This is a genomic window from Actinacidiphila guanduensis (genome assembly GCF_900103985.1).
Taxonomy (GTDB): Bacteria; Actinomycetota; Actinomycetes; order Streptomycetales; family Streptomycetaceae; genus Actinacidiphila; species Actinacidiphila guanduensis.
In genome coordinates, this window is the sequence record NZ_FNIE01000001.1 from 593380 (window position 1) to 612547 (window position 19168).

Annotated in this window: 15 protein-coding genes and 1 CRISPR repeat array; of the genes, 6 read left to right on the plus strand and 9 right to left on the minus strand. The window is 72.7% G+C overall.

The annotated features are described in order from the left end of the window. The first annotated feature begins 18 nt into the window (after positions 1-18). Positions 19-288: direct repeats of the CRISPR family, unit length 27 nt; unit sequence GACCAACCCCGCGCGTGCGGGGAGCAC. A gap of 547 nt (positions 289-835) precedes the next feature. From BLR33_RS02555 to BLR33_RS34970, 4 genes are all read right to left on the minus strand, one after another. After that, positions 836-2722 (minus strand): sialidase family protein, encoded by a 1887-nt coding sequence (locus tag BLR33_RS02555; protein WP_093782545.1) that lies wholly within the window; start codon positions 2720-2722, stop codon positions 836-838. Positions 2723-3690: 968 nt separating this feature from the next. Continuing rightward, positions 3691-4461 (minus strand): helix-turn-helix transcriptional regulator, encoded by a 771-nt coding sequence (locus BLR33_RS02560; RefSeq protein WP_093782546.1) that lies wholly within the window; start codon positions 4459-4461, stop codon positions 3691-3693. Beyond that, positions 4458-5009 carry an RNA polymerase sigma factor gene (locus BLR33_RS02565; protein ID WP_176930083.1) on the minus strand — a complete coding sequence of 184 codons (552 nt, stop codon included), beginning with the start codon at positions 5007-5009 and terminating at the stop codon, positions 4458-4460. Before BLR33_RS02565 ends, BLR33_RS02560 begins: the two co-directional genes overlap by 4 nt. After that, positions 5002-5286 carry a hypothetical protein gene (locus BLR33_RS34970; RefSeq protein ID WP_176930084.1) on the minus strand — a complete coding sequence of 95 codons (285 nt, stop codon included), beginning with the start codon at positions 5284-5286 and terminating at the stop codon, positions 5002-5004. Before BLR33_RS34970 ends, BLR33_RS02565 begins: the two co-directional genes overlap by 8 nt. A 339-nt stretch (positions 5287-5625) precedes the next feature. Here BLR33_RS34970 and BLR33_RS02570 point away from each other — a divergent pair, with 339 nt between their 5' ends. Beyond that, the gene (locus BLR33_RS02570) at positions 5626-6024 is read left to right on the plus strand and encodes an effector-associated constant component EACC1 (protein WP_093782548.1); all 399 of its coding nucleotides are present in this window, start codon (positions 5626-5628) and stop codon (positions 6022-6024) included. Positions 6025-6029: 5 nt separating this feature from the next. Next, positions 6030-8708 (plus strand): caspase, EACC1-associated type, encoded by a 2679-nt coding sequence (locus BLR33_RS02575; protein ID WP_093782549.1) that lies wholly within the window; start codon positions 6030-6032, stop codon positions 8706-8708. A 119-nt stretch (positions 8709-8827) separates the two neighbouring features. Here the strand turns inward: BLR33_RS02575 and BLR33_RS02580 are convergent, their stop codons facing one another. Next, complete coding sequence (locus BLR33_RS02580) at positions 8828-9676, minus strand: SMP-30/gluconolactonase/LRE family protein (RefSeq protein ID WP_093782550.1); 849 nt, start codon at positions 9674-9676, stop codon at positions 8828-8830. Positions 9677-10116: 440 nt separating this feature from the next. Here BLR33_RS02580 and BLR33_RS02585 point away from each other — a divergent pair, with 440 nt between their 5' ends. Then, a complete protein-coding gene (locus tag BLR33_RS02585) occupies positions 10117-11019 on the plus strand; it encodes a universal stress protein (protein WP_093782551.1) in 903 nt (300 codons plus the stop codon). 137 nt (positions 11020-11156) lie between these two features. On the opposite strand, the gene BLR33_RS02590 is transcribed toward BLR33_RS02585, so the two are convergent. The 3 genes from BLR33_RS02590 to BLR33_RS02600 form a co-directional block, all read right to left on the minus strand. Beyond that, positions 11157-11819 (minus strand): CBS domain-containing protein, encoded by a 663-nt coding sequence (locus tag BLR33_RS02590; protein ID WP_245771100.1) that lies wholly within the window; start codon positions 11817-11819, stop codon positions 11157-11159. A gap of 45 nt (positions 11820-11864) precedes the next feature. Next, positions 11865-12767, minus strand: coding sequence for a universal stress protein (locus tag BLR33_RS02595; RefSeq protein WP_176930085.1), 903 nt, complete (start codon positions 12765-12767; stop codon positions 11865-11867). A 406-nt stretch (positions 12768-13173) separates the two neighbouring features. Next, a complete protein-coding gene (locus BLR33_RS02600; RefSeq protein WP_093782554.1) occupies positions 13174-14043 on the minus strand; it encodes a universal stress protein in 870 nt (289 codons plus the stop codon). Between the two features lie 701 nt (positions 14044-14744). On the opposite strand from BLR33_RS02600, the gene BLR33_RS02605 reads away from it, so the two are divergent. Further along, positions 14745-15731, plus strand: coding sequence for a terpene synthase family protein (locus BLR33_RS02605; protein ID WP_093782555.1), 987 nt, complete (start codon positions 14745-14747; stop codon positions 15729-15731). Positions 15732-15855: 124 nt separating this feature from the next. Next, complete coding sequence (locus tag BLR33_RS02610; protein ID WP_093782556.1) at positions 15856-16281, plus strand: winged helix-turn-helix transcriptional regulator; 426 nt, start codon at positions 15856-15858, stop codon at positions 16279-16281. 307 nt (positions 16282-16588) lie between these two features. On the opposite strand, the gene BLR33_RS02615 is transcribed toward BLR33_RS02610, so the two are convergent. Beyond that, positions 16589-17872, minus strand: coding sequence for a nucleotide disphospho-sugar-binding domain-containing protein (locus BLR33_RS02615; RefSeq protein WP_143031610.1), 1284 nt, complete (start codon positions 17870-17872; stop codon positions 16589-16591). 243 nt (positions 17873-18115) lie between these two features. On the opposite strand from BLR33_RS02615, the gene BLR33_RS02620 reads away from it, so the two are divergent. Beyond that, positions 18116-19120 carry an AraC family transcriptional regulator gene (locus BLR33_RS02620; protein ID WP_176930086.1) on the plus strand — a complete coding sequence of 335 codons (1005 nt, stop codon included), beginning with the start codon at positions 18116-18118 and terminating at the stop codon, positions 19118-19120. Positions 19121-19168: the final 48 nt, after the last annotated feature.

Here is a 19168-nt window from a genome sequence, read left to right on the forward strand (position 1 = left end):
GCGCGGCTTCGGCTGCAGGACCACCCCCGCGGGCACGGGGAGCACGAGCCGCCCGGCGGCGTACGGCGTGCCTCCGAAGACCAACCCCGCGCGTGCGGGGAGCACTGGTGTTGCGGTCGGCCAAGTCCGAGGCGACGAGGACCAACCCCGCGCGTGCGGGGAGCACGCGTGGCGCCAGTGCCCATGGGACGCGCAGGGGGGACCAACCCCGCGCGTGCGGGGAGCACACGAAGCCGGCGGAGAGTGGCCGTACGAGGATGGGACCAACCCCGCGCGTGCGGGGAGCACAGGAGATGAGCTGGGGTTTTGGCGGAGCCAGTCGCCGATTTTACTCACTTTGCTCGGGCCGTACACGCCGCTTCGAGGGCGCTGGCTCGGCTGAGGCCGTGAGTGGAGGCTCTGCCACGTCGAGTTGGGCAAGTGCGGCTGCGCGGCACGAGAACCCTCGCCACCTCAGCCCTGCGCCCAGCCCCATTCCGATGGGCCCCGCGGCAGCGGTGCTCGACAGCCGTGGGTTCCACCGCCGGCTACTCGGCTTCCGGGTAGCTGGGGCGCTCGGTGGTGAAGCGCCGGGTCGGCTCCACCTCGGACAGGGCATGGGACAGGTCGGCGGCTTCCCGGGGCCGCGTGATCACGGGAAGGTGCTGGTGATACGCGGCGCAACGGATGGCCACGGCAGCGCACGCAAGGGCTGGAGAGGCCGGTGCAGCCATCTGCACGCAGCCGCCCGTACGCACGCGGACGCTGGAGAAGCCGTGCAGCCGCCCGTACCCAACGCACCGCCGAGGGCCGTACAGGCGCTCAAGAAGTCGTCCTTCGGTGTCGGCCACCCCCGTCAGGCCCGTAGCGCCACATAGTCGAGCTCGATGCCGAGCCCCGCCGACGTTCCGCCCGGCGCGGCACGCACCCCCGCTCCCCCTCCCACCGGTGCCACGGTCAGCGACAGCGTGTGCGGGCCGGGGCCCGCGAATCGGTAACCCCCGCACGGGAGTTCGGTGTACCCCGTGCCGTCCGGGAGCGCCGCGGCGACCGCTGGGCCCACCGCCTCGCCGTCCACGGCAACGCTCAATGGGGGCGTGGAAGGGCTGGCCTTGCAGCGCAGCACCAGCTCGTAGCGACCGGGGCGCTCGACGTCGAGGCGGAAGTCGGCGCTCGCGCCGGGGGTCGAGGCACGCAGGAGGAGGCCGTGGCCCGAGGCGGTGTACGGGTCGGCGACGCGTGCGGTGCACAGGCTTCGGCGCCGTAGGACGGGCAGGGCTGCCGCGTCGAAGCGCTGCTGGTGCCAGGCGGGGCCGGTGCGCAGGCTGTCCCGGCCGCCGGTCAGCCAGGCGAGGTCGAAGCGAGCCAGGGCGACGTGGTCGACGGAGTGACCCGTCGAGGTGTCCTTGCCGTAGAGGAGAAGCGCGGTGCCGTCGGGGAGGTGGGCGAGGTCGGAGTACGTCGACACCCCCGCGTACACGACCCGCTCGTACGGGAAGCTGCGGCCCTCGTCGTAGCTGACGGCCACGGTCATGTTCTCGCGGGCGGTGGTGCTGTCGGGGCGGCTGAACAGCAGGCGGGACACGCCGGGGCGGCCGTGCCCGCCGGTCAGGCGCACCAGCCCGGAGTCGACCGCGGTGTAGCTGCGCACGGCCGTGTCGAACACCGGCGGGGCCCAGCTGCGGCCGCGATCCGTGCTGACCGCCCTGATCCGCGGGTGCACGCCGCCGCTGGAGTAGCGGCCGTCGAGGACCAGGGCGCCGTCCGCGCGCTCGAACAGCCGCGCCTCGTTCACCGGGTGGACCGGGTCGACGGGGATGCGCCCGCCTGCCTGCCAGGTCGCTCCGTGGTCGTCGCTGACCAGCACGCTCGCCCCGTACTGCCGCTGTTCGGCGGGGTGGTCGATGGACTGCCGGTGCCAGACCTGCAGCACGAGGCGGCCGTCCCGCAGCGCGATGCCGTGTCCGGGGCCGGGCAGGTGAAAGGGGCGCCCCGCCGGGTCGTCGGCGAACAGCCCGGTCACTTCCGTGCGCGCCGACCAGGTCCGCCCGTCGTCCCGGCTGCCCCGGAAAAAGACGCGGCTGGTGTCGTTGGCGTCGTTCAGCGCGTAGAAGAGCGTCACCCGGCCGGTCGAGGGGTCTGTGACCAGCGTGGGGTTGGCCCAGCACGCGCCGTTCGTGCTCTCCTCCACGAACTGGGAGGAGGACCAGGTGGCCCCGCCGTCCGTACTGCGCTTGACGGTGATGTGGTGCGCCCCGGTGTCGGCCGCCGCCAACCGCGCCTCGGAGCAGGCGAGTACGGTCCCGCGCGGCGTGACGGCAAGCCCGTAGAGGAAGTGCTCCACCACCCCGTCCTCGCCGGGAGCCCAGACGACGCTCTCGGCGAACTCCCCGATGGACGGGGCGCCTTGGCGGATTCCCCGCGCGACGGCCGGGTGCACGCCGAGCAGCAGCGCTCCGGCCGACAGGCCGCCTGCGGCGAGCAGGCGGCGCCGGGCGAGGCGGGGCGCCGCCGGGAGCACCGGGGCGGTTCGGGGGGCGGCCGGCGAGGCCGCGCCGAATTCGGTGGGCGTCCGGCACGCCGGATCTGCTCGTGCGGGCCGCCCGCCGTCGGGTCTTTCGGCCGCGGCGGCGCTGCCGGGAGCGGCGGTCCGCGCCTGCGCGGCGGACGGTCCTCCGGCTGCCTCGCCGGTACGCGCCTGCCTCGGTGTGCGGTCTGCACCGTCCTCGCGGGGACGTGTCATTGGTGTGCCCTCCTCCGCCCAGGCCACCGCGGGGCCGGTCCTGATGGGCCATAGGGACCGCGCGGCCGGCCGGCCGTCATCGTCGAGGCGCCGTTCGACTCCCGCGACGTGTCAAAGGTTCGGAGCGTAATGGTCCTGCGGCCGCTCAATGACCTGCCTCTCCGTAGCAAACTCCATCTGGCGCCGAGGAGATGGCCCCGACGCTGGGCTCGTCCGACCGTTGACGCCCATTCGGGGCGCAGGGGCCATCCGGGATGGTCAAGGCCGTACGGACGGCCCCTCTGGGCAACCACACCGGCCACCGACCCGGACGGCACGCACGCTCGCACCGGCTTGATTGTGGATCGCGCGGAAGGAGGCCATGTCCCCTGGTGGCGCTCCTCGCCGGAATGCCGCACTGCGCCGGCGGCAAGGACAGCGGCGCCGCACCGACTCAGGAGCATCCCGGCTTCGCGGTCAGCCAGGGAGCCGCGCTGGCGGTGGTCGCCGGGCTGGGGACGAGAGCGGCGGGCATCACCCCTGGCCTGGCCGATTCTCGCCGCAGGTGGGTGCACGGCGCCGGCCGCCGAGTTCGAGGAGGGCGGCAAGGATGACAAAGGCGCCGCTCAGGAACTCCAAGCAGGGCCCGACCGCTCGGCGAGATCCACACAATGCGCCCGGGCCTCCCGGCGATGAGAGCGGCACTTCGCTCCTCAGCCTGCGCTCCCGTCCTACGCCGCCCCGGCTGCCATGTTCCGCCCTGCTCCTCCGACGAGACCACGACTGCTCGCTGTCCTGTCCGATCACGCTTTCGCCGTCGACATGGGCGCCCGCCCTTGCAACCCACCCCCAACCCAAGATCGAAGCCAGGTCGGGCCGTTACCGGGCGCCGGAATCACCCGAGGTCCTTTGGAACGGTGACGAGAACATGCCGGGCAACGTGGTCGGCGCCTCTGCCACGGGTGCGGCTGCGGCCGGCGGACGCCGCGTCACGCGGCAGGAGGGGGTGGAACCGGCTCATGCGGAGCAGGCGGAAGGGGCTCGCCGGACAGATGCGTCAGAAAGGCAAGCATGAAGACCATTTCGGCGAACTCCCTGCGACTACTGCAGTCCACTTTGGCAAAAAGCGCCCTCATGTGCTCACGCACCGTCGACTCCGTCAGATCAAGGCGCCGCGCCATCTCGCCGATGGACAGGCCCAGCAGGATCAGGTAGGCCACCTCGTTCTGACGTCGCGTCAGACCATACCCGCCCAGCAGGTATTCCGTTGCAGTCGCCGGGTCCGCGACGCCGATGGCAACGGCGATCGCAGCGTCCATGCGGCTCCCGCTGTCTCCCCGAGGCACCATCCATGCATGGATGTCGACTTGAGTCCCGTCCTCCAACTGCCGCACTATGTGCTCGCTCGACGGCCCCTCAGGGTCGCCCTCCCGAAGCCGACGGGCGACATCGGTCACGGCGTCCGGCAACAGTGTCCCGGCAGAAGGACTGCGCAGTCGACCGAGCCAGCGTCGCGCCGACACCGACGCCGAGACCAGGGTCAGATCCATGTCCACGAACAGCAGCCCGGGCGAATCGCCGAGAGCCGTCCCGGTAGCGGCGTCGCCCTCGTGGTCCGCCCCGGCGCCGGAGGGAGCTGCATTACGCTCTGCGAGCAGGGCTGCCCGGAATCGCTCGTACTCGCCTGCGGCTGCGGCAGGATCCGAGTACAACTCGTCCACGGCCTGCGCCGCCTCACTGAGGCGTCGGCGGATGCTCATCCTTGTTCCCCCTCACCCAGCAGCATACGAAGCGTCTGGTGCGCCTGATGAATGTGGGCGCGGACGGTAGCGGGCGCCACGCCCATCACCTCCGCGATGTCCTTGTAGCGCAGTCCGAACTGCTCCCGCAGTGCAAGCGCCTCCTGCTGGCGCGGCGGCAACTTGCGGACTGCGGCCAGCACGTCCAAGCGCTGGTCGCTGACGACCATGGGGTCGGGACAGGCTGCTGGAGCGGCCTTGCGCACCGCGTCCTGCACCATGCGCTGGCGTTGATCGCTCTGCCGGACGTCCTGCAGGCGCTGGCCCGCCACCTTGAACAACCAGCCGGTCGGCGGATCCATGTACTGCACGCGTTCCCAGTAGCGGTAGGCGCTCATCATGGTCAGCTGCACGGTATCGTCCAAAACGGCGGTTTCCGCCTCCCGCCACAGCAAGTACCGGCGTACCACGGGCGCGTAGTGGCGGAAGAATTCCTCGAATCCGGCTGGCTCCTCACCTCTGTGACCGGACCCGTCGAGTTCGGCACGACGCCCTCCTGGCTCATTCATCGTCCCGCCTGGGACTCGGCCGGGGGTCGACCTCATAGCAGCGATGCATGCCCGCACCGTCGATCACGCGGATCCGTCCCCCCTCTGCAACACGGTCCAACACGACGACCATGGTCTTACGGTGCGCTCGCTCCATCCACACCGCGCCGAACGAGTGCGCCAACTCCCGCGCCGCCGTCCACAGACCAGGTCCGCGGCCGCGACGCAATCCACCGACAACCATGCCCAGCATCACCAGAAGTCCTGATCCGGAAAGCCCCGCCACCTGATCATGCATCGCCCCTCCCATCCCGATGTCCCGGCGCTCACCATCTGCCAGACATAAGGGCTTCACGGACCGGAACGTGTAGCCGCGACGGCAGACGCCACCGACAGCACACGCCGGTCACCAGGACCGGGGCGGGGGAGTCGCTCTGCGGCGCCCTTCGGAGGACGTCGTCGAGGTCGGGAGGAGGGGGGCAACTGGGGCCGTAGGCTCCGATGTTCCGCGGACTCTGCCCGGGCACCGGCAGTCTCAGCCGTGACCGGCGGCCGAGGGGCGGCGTGATGCTTTGGATGGCACCATGTCTGCAGGCGAGTCGGAGCGCCAGCGGGCCGGAGGCAGGAGCGATTCCAGATGCAGGTGGAGATCCGGGCGGAGAGCGACGAGGACGTTCCTGCCTTGCACGACTTCTTCCGCTGGCTGAAGGACGATCAGGACGGGCCGGAGGAGGTCCGGTTGGGCACGGCCGCCGCTGAACGTCCGGGCGCGATGGGAGCCTTGGAGGTCATCCAGGTCGTTCTCGGCCAGTCGACAGCTGCCGCGGGGCTGGTGATGCAGTTCGTCTCGTGGTATCGCTCGAGAGGCGACGGCCGAGGCGGCGCGGGATTCACCTTTGTGCGCGCCTCCGACGGCCTGTCCGTGACCGTGCGGCACGCCACGGATGACGACGTACGACGCATCCTGGCGGTGCTCGCGGTGCCCCCGCCGGAACCGCTGCCCGCCCCTGACAGCAGTGCGCGGTCCTCCGAGTAACCGCTATGGAACCGAACACGGGCCTGGAGCTGCCCGACCCGCACCGTTCGTACGCGGTCCTCATCGGATGCGCGAGCTACGCCAACGCCTCTCTCGGGGGCCTACCGGCGGTCACGAACAACCTCACGAAGCTGGCAGCGCTGCTCGCCGACGCCACGATCTGGGGCCTGCCGGAGGGGCACTGCGCCTTGCTGCCGGAGCCGAAGTCCCGGGAGCAGGTCCTCGACGCCATTCACGACGCGGCGCAGAAGGCCGAGGACACGTTGATGGTCTACTTCGCGGGGCACGGGCTGGCCCACCCCGACGTCAACGGCCTCCTGCTGGCGCTCCCCGCCACCGATCCCGAACGGTCCTATACCGCACTGGACTTCAGCGCCGTCCGAGGCGAAGTGCTCAGCAGCCGGCGCAATGTCAACCGTGTCGTCATCCTGGACTGCTGCTACGGGGGGCGAGCGTTCGAAGGCGGCATGGGCACCCCCGCCATGGGGGTGCAGGTGGCGGAACAGACCCGGATCGCCGGCTCGTATCTCCTCACCGCGAGTTCGGCGACCCGGCAGGCGCTGTCGCCGCCCGGCGAGACGTACACCGCTTTCACCGGCGAGTTGATCCGTCTGCTGGAGAACGGACTGCCCGACGCCGGGGAGTTGCTCGAAGCCACTCACGTCTACGAGCACCTGTACGGCGAACTCCGTGCCAAGGGGCGTCCGTTGCCGCAGCAGCGCCTCAGCAATACCGGCCGTACGCTCGCGTTCGCCAGGAACAGGTACCTGGCTGACCCGCCGCCGGCCGCCTCCGAGGACGTCGGAGCAAGTCCGCGTGATGCCGAAGAGCCGGTGGCGCTGCCGGCGTGGACGCCCCGCGAACTCGTCCGGGAGGTCGCAGGGTCGAGGAGCGCGGGCGGCGCCGATGCTGCCGACGCCCTCCTGCGGGAATGGGCAAGGCGCCGCCCCGTTCAGGAAGTGGCCGCCGTGGCGGCTCTCTTCAGTGCGCAGGAGGACGTGTCGGCCTCCGACACGGTGAACGCGGCCTTGGCCGGCCGCGGCCCGCAGGCCGTCGCCGACTATCTCGACGCGCTGTATGCCGTGGACGACGAACCGGCGGACGTGGAAAGGGTGTTGCGCCACGCCGCCGTGCAGCCCGTCGATGTCGTCGCGGCCACGTACAGGGCACTGCGTTCCGCCGGTCGTGCACCGGAGGCCGACCGCCTTCTGACCCAGCGGACCGCGCGGCTGCGCAGCACCGAGGACGTCCTCGATCTCGCAGGTGCGCTCTGGTCCGCCGGGCTCGAGCCGGAGGCCGACAGGGTGCTGACCGCCGCGCCGACGGAGTCTGCGGTGGAGTCGGGGCGGTTGGCCGACTCCCTCCTGGCCATCGGCCAGCAGGATCGGGCATTCGCCCTCTACCTTCGGGTCAAGGAGGCCGTGGCGCGACGCCCTGTGCCGGCACTCGTCCGCCTCCTGGAGACCATGCACGAGGCGGGCCACGGCGAGGACGCCGTCGCGATACTCGAGGCGCGGGTCGAGGACGCAATTGCCCCGCAAGCAGCGTCGTCGTCCGCCGCGTTGCAAAGCCTCGCCGAGCTCTGCGCGGAATTGGGGTCTGCGGGTCTGGGCCCCTACGCGTCGGCCGTTCTGCGGCGATCCGGCGTCACACTGCCGCCGGCGGGAGTGATCGAACTCGCCGAGGCCCTGTACCGGCAGGGCCGTGGTGAGGACTGCGTCCCACTGCTCTTGACAGCGACCCGCGCCAATCCTGTCGAGACCGTGGTCGACTTCATCGACAGCCTGCGCGAGATCGGCCGGCCGGTGGATGCGAATGCGCTGCTCGACGAGACGGCCCGGCTGCCGCCGCACGACGTCGCCCGGCTGCTCGAACGGTTGGAGACGGAGGACCGGAAACGTGATCGTGACCGGCTGCTGTCCGTGCTCGCCCGGCAGCCGGCATCGGCTCAACTCGCCTTGCTCAGAGAACCGTTCCTGGCGGACGGGCGCTACCACGGCGCCTTCGCCCTGCTCGGCACCGCATCGGGCGAGGCGTTCGCCGCGCTGCTGGAACAACTGCGCACCACCGGAAGCCATCTGGACCTCATCGCATTGTTCGCCTACGAGGCCGGCAGAGGTTCGGAGGACCTCGCCGCTCGGTCGGCCTGGATGGAGCGGCAGAGAATTCCCGAAGCCCTCGCGCTGCGGGCCTACTTGCTCGATCGCGGGCTCCCGGTCAACGGGCGCGTCCCCACGCTGCGCACATCCGACTTACGGACCGTGGCCCAACGTGCCCCACTCCCCGCTGCGCTGGCCCTCACGCTTGCCGCCTTGCAGCACCTCGGCCGGGGGGACGCGGCCTTGTACTTGGCGGGGCAGGCGGCGCGTTGCTGGTTCGACCCCGCTCAGCGGCTGGAGTTGACGCTGTCCCTTCGCCGCAGGGACCTGACCGACCTCACGCGAGTCGTGATCAGGGGCGGATCGTGGGACGAGATCGACCACCTGGTCGACGCTGTCACCGCTCTGCACGGCGCCGACTTCCCCGACGAGGCCGCGTACGCGTTGCGCTGCTATGCGTTCCGGCTCGGCGGCAGGGCGAGGAAGCTTGCGGAGTCGCTCGGTCTGGAACATCCGCCGGGGGCGGCGTACTTCCCCCTCCTCCGCCGTTCCGGTCTCACGGCAGGCAACGACACCACCGGCTGATCGGCCGCGACCTCCATACCGTGAAGGCAACCGCCGTCGAACGCCGCAGGCCGAACGGGTTCGTCAACCCGGGCGCTGCGACCACTGGTTGCCGTGAGGAGCACAAGGCTGACTGTTCCTTAGGGGCGACGGGCGCCCGGGCGGGGCGCGTTCGTCGCCAGCACTTGGCCGGTGCGTGCCGCGTCCGCCCCGCTTTGCGGTCCCGTCCACCGTGCCGCCGTCATGAACAGGGTCCGGCCGTCGTCGCCCCCGAGTGCGCAGGAGAAGCATCCGCGGTCGAGTTCGACAGTCTGCAGTGTCCTGCCGCCTTCCTCCACCCGGACGCAGCGCTTGTTGGGGACGTCGGCGTACCAGACCGCCCCCTCGTCGTCGAGGCAGATGCCGTCCGGGGCGGCGGCGTCGAGGGCGGCCCAGACGCGGCGGTTCGACAGGCCGCCGTCGCCCTCGATGTCGAACGCGGTGAGCCTGCTCGCGTGGGACTCGGCGAGGATCAGCGTCGATCCGTCGGGCGTCACCGCCATCCCGTTGGGGAACGCGACGTCGTCGGCCACCTGGCGCGCCGAGCCGTCCGGGGTGACGAGGGCGAGGATGCCGGGAGAGGGAGCCTCACCGGCCATCATGTCGTAGCCGATGCTGTTGAGGTAGGCGTTCCCGTTTGCGGCCACGACGATCTCGTTCCACGGGCGGTCGCACAGGCCGGCGAGGTCGACGTGGGGAACCAGCGACCCGTCGGGCTCCTGGCGCAGCAGAAGCCGGTCGCCGCCCGAGACGACGAGCAGGCGGCCGTCCGGCAGCCAGTCGATGCAGAACGGGAACGACGGTACGCGGACGACGACTTCGCTGCGGCCGTGGAGGTCGACGGCCACCACCTCGTGCGCACCCCAGTCGCACAGCCACAGGCGGCCCTCGTGCCAGCGGGGCGACTCGCCGAGGACGAGGCCGGTCGTGAGAGTACGGAGTGCGGACACGGAAGGCTCCTCGATCGACGGGGCGGGCTGGTTTTCGGTCTGCGCGGAGAGGCGGCGGCCCCTTCCGCTTTGAGACGGCCTTGAGACGGCCCCGCACGGCGAAAGTCATCGCCGCGGAATCGTGTCGCCGAGGCGTGCTGCCGTCGGCCCCTCAGCAAGGCGGGGTGCGGCACTTCGGACGGCGGCAGACTGTAACGAAGCGAGGCTCGTCAAAGATCCGGCACGCCGCTGCAGCCGCGTGATCCGCCGGCCGCGTGGCTCTCGGCTCCACCAGCCGCCCGCTCCTGCGCAACGCCGACTGCCGCCCCGGACGGGGGGGTGACCCGGCTCCCCCAGCGCGCTCATGCCGTGTGCGGGGCCGTTCGGCTCTGGGCGGCGGGCCGACACTGTGGTGTCGTGGGGAGAAAGGCCTGGGAAGCCGGTCGGGAGGCGGTGCCGTCATGAGGAATCCCCTGGTCGTCGGTGTCGACGGATCGGACGCGAGCCTGCGGGCCCTCGACTGGACGCTCGCGGAGGCCGCCCGCCGGGACCTGCCCGTCGAGGTCGTGCACGCGTCGCTGTGGGAGTACTACGAGCGGGTCACGCCGCGGTTCGGTTCCGGGCGGCCGTCCGAGCACCTGTTCGCGGAGCACGTCCTCGCGTCGGCGGTCGAGCGGGCCGCCCGCCTGGCGCCGGGGGTGAAGGTATCGGGCCGCATCGTCGGCCGCGACCCGGTGGCGGCCCTGCTGGAGGAGGCGGAGACCGCCGGAGCGGTGGTGATGGGTGACCGCGGCCATGGTGAGGTCGCGGCGATGCTCCTCGGCTCCACCGTCCTGACCGTCGCCGCCCGGGCCGCCTGCCCGGTCGTGGTGGTGCGCGGCACGCCCGCAGCGGTGGCCGGCGGCCGCGGGCGGGTCACCCTGGGGGTGGGTGACCCGGGGCTGAACTCCGCGGCGGCCGGGTTCGCGTTCGAGGAGGCGCAGGTGCGCCGGGCCGCACTGACGGCCCTGCGCGCCTGGCGCCGGCCGGCCGCAGCCAAGGAGGCCGGGGGGATGCCGCCGGAGCAGGTCGGGGCCCGGCGTGTTCTCGACCAGGCGGTGCGGGTGCCGTCGCAGGCGTACCCGGCAGTGGCGGTGGACCGCGAGACCCCCGAGGGACGGGCGCGCGGCTTCCTGATCGACGCGTCCTCGGACAGCGACCTGATGGTCGTCGGGGCCCGGCACCGCGCGGGGATCGTCGGGCTGCAGCTCGGAGCGGTCAGCCACACGCTGCTGCACCACGCCGAGTGCCCGGTGGCGGTGGTCCCGCAGCCGGAGCAGACCGCGGCCCCGGAGTCCGGGACGACCGTTCCCGACGCCGCCTGACGGCACAACTCCCCTGTGGGCGGACGGCGTTGACATCCCCTCTGTGGCCGGCCGACGTCGGCCTCACCGAAGCGGCGGGGCGGTCCGAAGTCCCACGCCTGGCGGCCCGGCCGACCGGACAGGCCGGCGAGCGGCCGTCACGGACCCGCGGTCCCGCGGGGTTTCGCGGTGAGTTCGTCGTGGACGTCCACGACCCCCTCGACCGATTGGGCCATGCGGGCCGCGACCGGCACCAGGCCGATGTCGCGGACGGTGCCGCGCAGGGTGACCCGGCCGTCGTGCACCTGGACCTCGATGCCGGCTTCCTCGGGGAACAGGACGTCCACGACCTCCTCGCGCAATTCGTCGGCGATCTCGCCGTCGGGCCGCAGGAAGACCTTCAGCAGGTCGTGCCGGCCGACCATGCCGACGAGCCTACCGGTCGGGCCGATCACCGGCAGCTGGCGCACCTTCCGCAGGGCGACGATCCGGGCGGCCTCGGAGACGGTGGCGTCGGCGGGGACGCACACCGCGGGCGCCGTCATGAGTTCGCCGGCGGTGCCCGCCTCGGCCTTGGCGAGCGCGTCCTCGCGCCTGTCCCGGTCGGCGGCGGCCAGGCGCCGCGCCCTGAACTCCTCCTTGGGCAGCAGGTCGGCCTCGGAGACGACGCCGATCACCCGTCCGTCGCCGGCGAGCACCGGCAGCGCGCCGACATCGAACCGGTCCATGGTCTCGACGATCGTACGGAACGGGGCGCCCGGATCCAGAGCCACGACCTGGCAGGTCATCACGGATTCGACGGTGGACTTCTTTGCGGACACGCCTGTCCTCCTCATGCTCGCCCGCCTGCGGCGGCTCGGGCGGTCTCAGAGCCGCGGCACGATGGCGACCGGGCACCGGGCGTGGTGCAGCAGGGCATGGGTGACACCGCCGAACGCGGAGATCGCCGGATGGGCCGGGCGCCGCGCGCCGAGCACCAGCAGGTCCGCGTGCTCGGACGCCTCGACGAGGGTGCCGGCCACGCTTCGCGCCCGGACCACCTCCTCGGTGACCTTCACATCAGGGAACTCCCTGCGGACCGGCTCGGCGGTGCGGTGGGTGGCGCCCTGCTCGGCCGCCGCGATGGCGGAGATGTCGTCCACCATCGGCGCCATGCTGCCGACGCTCTCCAGGAACATCCAGGCGCTCAGGGCCCGCACCTCCGCTCCGCGGCACCGCCCGGCCTGGGCCGCGAACCGCAGCGCGGGCCGGTCGCCGTCGTCACGCACGGCCGCGACGACGACCCCGGTCAGCGGACGGACCGGCCCTCGCACCACCACCAGGGGCACCAGGGTGCGGGCCGCGGCCTTCAGCGTGCACGAGCCGAGCAGCAGCGCGGAGAAACCGCCCAGGCCGCGCGAGCCGAAGACGGGCGTGCCGTCCTCCCCCGCGGCCTCCAGGACGCTTTCGGCCGGCCCGCCCCGGCTCAGGACGGTCTCCGTCGCGAGTTCCGGATGGCGCTCGCGCACGGCGCCGGCGCTCTCCCGCAGGATGCGCTCGCCCTCTTCGAGGAGGAAGGCGACACCTTCAGGGGTGACGTGGCGGACGCGGTCGGTCTCCGTGGCATGGACGACGACGAGCGGGCGGCCCCGGCGGGCGGCCTCGTCCGCGGCCCACCGCACGGCGCGCGCCGCGCACGCCGAGCCGTCGGTGCCGACGGCCACCCTTCCGAGTCCGCTCGCGTCCCTGCCCACCGGGGAGAGCGGCGCTGTCGCCTTCGCGGTCTCCATGGCTGCCTCCTCAAGGCCCGCCTTCTCGGCATCCGTCCCGCCCCACCCCTGATCGTGCCGCCCTGCTCCCCGGCGGCACATGAGCCGAACCGGGTACGCGCGCAGGGCCGGACGGCCCACCCGGCACGTCGGCGGGTGCCTCACGGATGCGGCGAGCCGAGGGGACGACTCCACGGGCGCGGTGCGACGACGGGGCTCCCCACGGATACGGCAGATCAGCGCGCTCCGCACGATGGCGGTAGGCCGATGCGGCTCCCCCAACGGAGGCAGCACGACGACGGGGCTCCCATCGATGCCGCAGCCCGACGCGGCTGCCCCTGCGGACGTGCCACGCCGGCACGGCTCCCCCACGAGTGCCGCGGACCGGCACGGCCCCCCTCGGGCGCGGTGCGCAGAGCGCGGCTCCTCACGGGTGCGGTACGACGGCCACCGGGCACCCAGCGTGGTGCAGCACGGCGTGCGCCACCGGTCCCAGCCGCAGGCCGGGCGGCCCGCCGCCGTGCCGGCGGCCCACCACGACGAGTCCTGCGCCCTCGGCCGCCCCGAGGAGTCCGCTCGCCGCGGCGGCCTGCGGCACCTCGACCCGTACCTCCGGAGCGTCCGGCCCCAGCCACGGCCGCAGGCGCCGCCGGAGGTCGGCCTCCGCCTCGCCGCGCAGCTCGCGTGCCGTCTCCGGTTCGAGGGCGGGGGCGCCGTACCCGTAGAGGCGGCGCAGGTCGAAGGCGTGCACCACGCGCACCGCCGTGCCGCGCAGCGCCGCCTCGGCGGCGGCGAAGTCCAGCAGCGGTGCCCACTGGTGGTCCAGGTCCACGCCCACCACGACGTCGGCCGTCTCCGGCGCCGGCCGCTGCTCCCGCACGATGACCACGGGCTTTGCGCACCGTGCCAGCACCGCGAGGCCGACCGAACCGAGCAGCAGTCCCCCTGTCCGGCCGAGGCCGCGGGAGCCCAGCACGAGCAGAGCGGCCTCGTCCAGCGCGTCCAGCAGCGCCTTCACCGGCGTGCCGAACGCCTGGCGGGCCGTCACCGCGAGAGCGGGATGCTCGCCCACCGCCTCGTCGGCTGCCGCGCGGGTACGGCCCTCTTCCCACAGGCGCAGCTCCTCCGGAGCGGGCGAGAACTGGATGTTGCCGGTGGGCGGGTGCCACACGTTCAGCAACTCGAGCTCGGCGCCGCGCAGCGCGGCCTCCCGGGCCGCCCAGGCCGCCGCCGTCAGGCTCGCCTGCGAGCCGTCCACGCCCGCGACCACACGTCCCGTCGCCGGAGGGAGCGCCATGTCCCGCACCGCCTTCCTGATGCCGCGAGGGCCCGGGCCGTCCGGGCGCGTGCCTTCGGCGGCCCCTTTCCGGGTCTCCCCTCCCAGCGTCCTGGATCCGCCCGGCCCCCGCACGTGTCGAAGGACCCCGGCGGCCCGGCCGAAGGGCCCGGTGCCGGCCGGATCGGCAGCACCTTCGCCGCCGGGCACGGCGCGCCTCCCGGCGGTCGTTCCTCGGCCCCGCCGAGCTGCTCACCGTCCGGCCCCACCCCTTGATCACGTGCGGTGCGGGCGAGGCGCGGCGCCCAGTGGTGCGCCGGCCCGCTCCACCCCCGCCACCACTGGCTCGCCCTGCTGCCGGCTCGGCACGGCTGGCCCGCCGCCCGCCTGTCCACCGCGCTGGGCCTGCCCAGCAGGACAGCGGACGACATCGCCGACCACGCCCACCGGATCGCCCTGCACCACGAGCGGACACCCTCTCCATCGCGTCACCCCGGCGACGACGCCGAGGCGGCCGATGACGCGAACTCCGCCCACGGGCCCCCGCACGCCGTGGACGCGCGACCCCGTCCCCCGGCACCAGCCCGACGCCCGCGAGGACTCGCGAACTGCCGCTCTACGAACGGTCGATGGGCACTATCGCCCGGGAATCCGTGGAAAAAGGGGGACAAGGAGCTGTCTGCCGGACATCCCGACAGGCTCCAGCGCATGGAGGTGGCATCGTGACCCGACCGTACGGCGAACCGCCCGAGCTGTTCTGTCCGATCCTCCCGCGGATCAACCCGGCCGCAGCCCGAGCCGACGCCTACGTGACGCAGTGGATGAAGGACAACGGCCTTTTTCTCCACCCGGAGCAGTTACCGAGGTACGGGGCCTCCCGATTCGGTACCTTCGCCGCCCGGGTGTGCCCCGATGTTCCCCTGGACGAGCTGCTGCTGTTCACGCGCTGGCTCGCGTTCGGCTTTTTCTACGACGACGCGTTCTTCGACGAGGGCGACAGCCGCAGCCGTCCGGGAGCCGCCGCGGACGCGGTGCTCGCCATCGTCTCGGTGTTCGCGCCCGAGCGCCTGACCGAGGGCCTACCGCGCTGGGAGGACACCAAGGGCTCGCACCGGCTCGACGTGGCCCGGACCCTGCTGGCGGAGACCCGCGCGATGGCCCACCCGGAGCCGTACGACCGGTTCTGCGCGCAGATGACCCTGTGGTTCTACAGCTACCTCTACGAGCCGGCCGCGCAGGCGGGCCCGGCGGGGCCGGACGTCGCCGCCTATGCCGTCAACCGGCTGTACAACATCGCGGCCGCGCCCTACGTGACGCTGGCGGAGATCGTCACCGGGTGTCCGGTGTCCGCCGACGAGCTGGCCGCGCCGGACCTGCGCCGGCTGAGGGCGCTGGCCGCCTATGAGATGGCGTGGTGCAACGACATCCACTCGGCCGCGCGCGAGGCCGAGGTGGACGGCCGAGTAGCGAACCTGCCCTCGTTGTTGCGCAACCGGGGGCTCGGCCCGCGGGAAGCGCTGCTGCGGGCCGTGGACGTGCACGACGCCGCGATGCACGCCTTCCTCCGCACCGAGACGGCCGTCCGTCCCACCGCGCCCCCGGCCGTGCACACCTACATGGACCTGCTCCGGACCTGGATGCGCGGCCACTACGACTGGTGCCGCACGACGCTGCGCTACGAGGTTGCCGACGCCGCCACAGCGGACTGAGCGGCGGCCTGCGCATGCCCACGTACCAGGCAGGCCGGAGCGCTCCCCGCCGGCAGCGGTTTACAGTGGAAGATCCGCTGACCAGTGCGCCTCGCTCGGAGTCGAGGACGACAAACGGAGTCCCATGCCGACCATCGACGCCGTAGAGGCCGGGCCAGGCCGCGACACGCTTCTGCGGGACGTCATGGACCGCATCGGCGACAAGTGGTCGATGGCGGTGATCTGCCGCCTCGAGGAGGGCCCGCTCCGTTTCAACGCGCTGCGCCGCGCCGTCGACGGCATCACGCAGCGCATGCTCAGCATCACGGTACGCAGGCTGGAACGGGACGGGCTGATCACCCGCACCGTGGAGCCCAGCCTGCCGCCCCGGGTCGAGTACGCACTGACCGAACGGGGCGGGAGCCTGCACCGCGTGCTGGCCGATCTGGTCGCCTGGACCGAGGACAACCTCGACGCGATCCTCCGCGACCGCGAGTCGTACGACGCCGCCCATCCGGAGGGCGCCGCGACCTCCTCCCCCGCGGCATCGCAGGCCCCGCGCGCCTCCTGATCCGGGTCGGGACACGCAGCCGGAATGACGTCCCGGCCTTCTCGGCGGACGGCTCCGAGCCACGCCTTCGCCCCTGTCCGCGGCGCCTGCCCCGCGGCACAGTCCCGGGAATTCCACGGAACCGGCGCCCCAACTTTCGGCCGCGGCGACGCTCTGCCCGCGCGCAAACGCACAGCCGAACCCTTCCCAAGCGGTGAACTCCCCGCGGCGATCCTCCGTAGTCCGTGCGCGCACGAGCGCACCGCCCGGCCCGTGCGGGCGAAGTGCCCGCCGTCACGCGCGAGGGGCCTTGCGGTTGCCGCGCCGGTCAGCCGGTCAGTTCGGCGAGCGCCTTCTCGATCTCGGCCAACGCGTCCACGACGGCGTACTGTTCGGCCAGCCGCCCGGCGTTGTCCCGGTAGGAGTGGGTGCCGGTGATGTCCTCGACCGCCTTGCGGATGTCGGCGGCCGCCGGGTATTCGGTGCCGAGGTTGACCGCGGCGCCGGTGGCGGCCAGGCGCACGTTGTTCTCGTGCTTCTCCTCGCTGGTGCCGGCCGCGACCATGGGAACGCCGTGGCGCAGCGCCTCCTGCACGGCGCCGAAGCCGCCGTTGGTCACCAGGACGTCCGCGTACGGCAGCAGGACGTCGAACGGCACGAACTCCGCCACCCGGGCGTTGGCCGGTACGTCGCGGAGCTGCGCGGGGCGGCCGGTGGTGACGACCACCAGGCCCGGGAAGTCGGCCAGCCCCTCCAGGGCCGGTTCGATCAGCTGGCCGAAGTCCTGGTTGGCGATGGTGCCCTGGGTGACGACCACCACGCGCTCGGCAGCCTCCACCTCCGGCCACCAGGCCGGGAGTTCGGCGGTGTCGGCGGACGGCGGCAGGCTGCCGACGAATCGTACGTGTGCCGGGGTGTCACTGCGCGCGTAGCTCAGCTCCTCCACCGACAGCTGGAGGAACAGGTCGGCCTTCAGGACGGTGGCGTCGAGGAAGAACGGGATGTCCTCGCCGGTGACTCCGAGTTCGGCGAGGGTCTGCTCGAACAGCTCCTGGGCCGGGCCGAGCAGCTGGCCCTTCACCATCGCGTTCGCCTCCCGGTTGCGGGCGCGGCCCTCCTCGCTGCTGTCCGGCGGCAGGCCCATGCCGAACGGAGCGGTGTCGGCGCTGGACAGCGTGAAGGACACCGGGCCGAGGCCGAGCGCGGTCACCGGGCGCGGGCCGGGTGCCCCGAGCAGGGACGGCACGGCACCGAAGAACGCGGTCTCGTACACCAGCACCACCGGCTCGTCCCCGGCCTGCGCCAGCACCCGCTGGACATCGCGGTGCTGGGGGGCCACCGCCTGCACGAAGACGTTGCGCATGTCCCAGGCGAACCGCTCGGGCCCGGCGGGCACCGCGAGCCGCTCCTGCGAGGCGAAGACCGCGTCGAGGTCGGCGCCGGCCGCCCCGGTGAACGCCTCGTACTCGACCCCCTCGCCGGCCAGGGAGCGGAACCGCTCGTGGCTCAGCAAGGTCACGTCGTGCCCGCGTGCGGCCAGAAACGAAGCCACCCGGCTGAGCGGGGCGACGTGCCCGTACACCGGCGACGCGGCCACCAGAATCCTGCTCAAGGAACTCTCCTCATTTTCCATCGGTCCGGGGGGAAGCCTCCTGGGACATCCGGCCTCCCATGAACCCGTGAGGTGACAGTAGGAAGCCGCGGCACCTCGGGCGTGTGCCTGCGTGCCAAGCCGGGTGGACCGCAGTGCCAGATGCCGCCGGCGCCCTTTCGCGGTCAAGGCCGGGCCGGGGGTGAACAGATCCGGTCCCGCGTCCGTATCGGAGGAGGAGCAAAGGCACAGGAGGCGACAGGAATGGACACCCGGGCGGCGGACGGCGGGGCCGCGCGGTCGCACACGGTGGATGTGACGGTGCCGGTCCGGCGGCCGGACGCGTTCGACGTGATGCAGCGGGACTGGGCGCGGCAGGTCGGCAGCGCCATACCGATACCGCCGTCGCGGCCGACCGGAGACGGCGACTACCGCATCCGGATCCGGCAGGCGGCGGTGGACCGGCTGCTGGTCCACGACATCTTCAGCGAGTCGATCGTCGGCGGCAGCGGGGGGCGCTTCAACCACCTGAACGAGAAGGTCGTCGTCCACCTCGTCCAAGCAGGCGGCTGGAGCTTCGCCCGGTCCGACGCGCGCGGCTCGGAGACGCTGCGCGCTCCCGCCGGGGAGTTCCTGATCCGCTGGAACGACCCTTCCTGGGAGTTCGGCGTCGAGCCCGCCACCACCTCCCGCGTCCTGGTCCTGCCCGGCGCCGAGTTGCGCCCGCTGCTGCGCGACCGCTGGGCATCGGGGCCGCTCAGCGCGCCCGCCATGCGGGTGCTGACCGCTCAACTCGCGGGAGTGGACGCCGTCCTGGACGAACTTCCCGAATCCGCCCTGGCCGCCTCCCACCACGCCGTGGTCGAACTGCTCAAGGGTGTGCTCCTCGGCCAGGTCGACGGCGACGAGCCGGATTTCGCCGCGGCCCTCGTGCGGGCCGCCGAACGGCTCATCGCGGAACGGCTCGCGGAGCCCGACCTGTCGCCCCGCACGCTCGCCGCCGAACTCCACGTCTCGGTGCGTTCGCTGCACCGCGCCTTCTCCGCCGGGGGCGGTGAGTCCGTCATGGCCCGCGTGCGGCGGCAGCGCGTGGACCGGGCGCTCAGGGACGTGCGGGGCTCGGGGCTGACGGTCGCCGAGGCAGCGGCACGCTGGGGGTTCGCCGACAGCAGCCACCTGGTCAGGGCCTGCAAGTCCCTGTACGGGGAGACGCCGGCCGAAGGGCGGATCCGTCCGGCGGGTGACGGTGCGGCAGCGGTCCCGGGATAGGCTGCGGCGCACGGCGGGTGCGGTGCGCGGGATTCCCTGAGCAGCGCC

What these genes read in the sequence shown, in the direction of transcription:
- BLR33_RS02555 (WP_093782545.1), bottom strand. Translation starts at nt 2,722, where the DNA reads ATGACACGTCCCCGCGAGGACGGTGCAGACCGCACACCGAGGCAGGCG.
- BLR33_RS02560 (WP_093782546.1), bottom strand. Translation starts at nt 4,461, where the DNA reads ATGAGCATCCGCCGACGCCTCAGTGAGGCGGCGCAGGCCGTGGACGAG.
- BLR33_RS02565 (WP_176930083.1), bottom strand. Translation starts at nt 5,009, where the DNA reads ATGAATGAGCCAGGAGGGCGTCGTGCCGAACTCGACGGGTCCGGTCAC.
- BLR33_RS34970 (WP_176930084.1), bottom strand. Translation starts at nt 5,286, where the DNA reads ATGCATGATCAGGTGGCGGGGCTTTCCGGATCAGGACTTCTGGTGATG.
- BLR33_RS02570 (WP_093782548.1), top strand. Translation starts at nt 5,626, where the DNA reads ATGCAGGTGGAGATCCGGGCGGAGAGCGACGAGGACGTTCCTGCCTTG.
- BLR33_RS02575 (WP_093782549.1), top strand. Translation starts at nt 6,030, where the DNA reads ATGGAACCGAACACGGGCCTGGAGCTGCCCGACCCGCACCGTTCGTAC.
- BLR33_RS02585 (WP_093782551.1), top strand. Translation starts at nt 10,117, where the DNA reads ATGAGGAATCCCCTGGTCGTCGGTGTCGACGGATCGGACGCGAGCCTG.
- BLR33_RS02595 (WP_176930085.1), bottom strand. Translation starts at nt 12,767, where the DNA reads ATGGAGACCGCGAAGGCGACAGCGCCGCTCTCCCCGGTGGGCAGGGAC.
- BLR33_RS02600 (WP_093782554.1), bottom strand. Translation starts at nt 14,043, where the DNA reads ATGGCGCTCCCTCCGGCGACGGGACGTGTGGTCGCGGGCGTGGACGGC.
- BLR33_RS02610 (WP_093782556.1), top strand. Translation starts at nt 15,856, where the DNA reads ATGCCGACCATCGACGCCGTAGAGGCCGGGCCAGGCCGCGACACGCTT.
- BLR33_RS02620 (WP_176930086.1), top strand. Translation starts at nt 18,116, where the DNA reads ATGGACACCCGGGCGGCGGACGGCGGGGCCGCGCGGTCGCACACGGTG.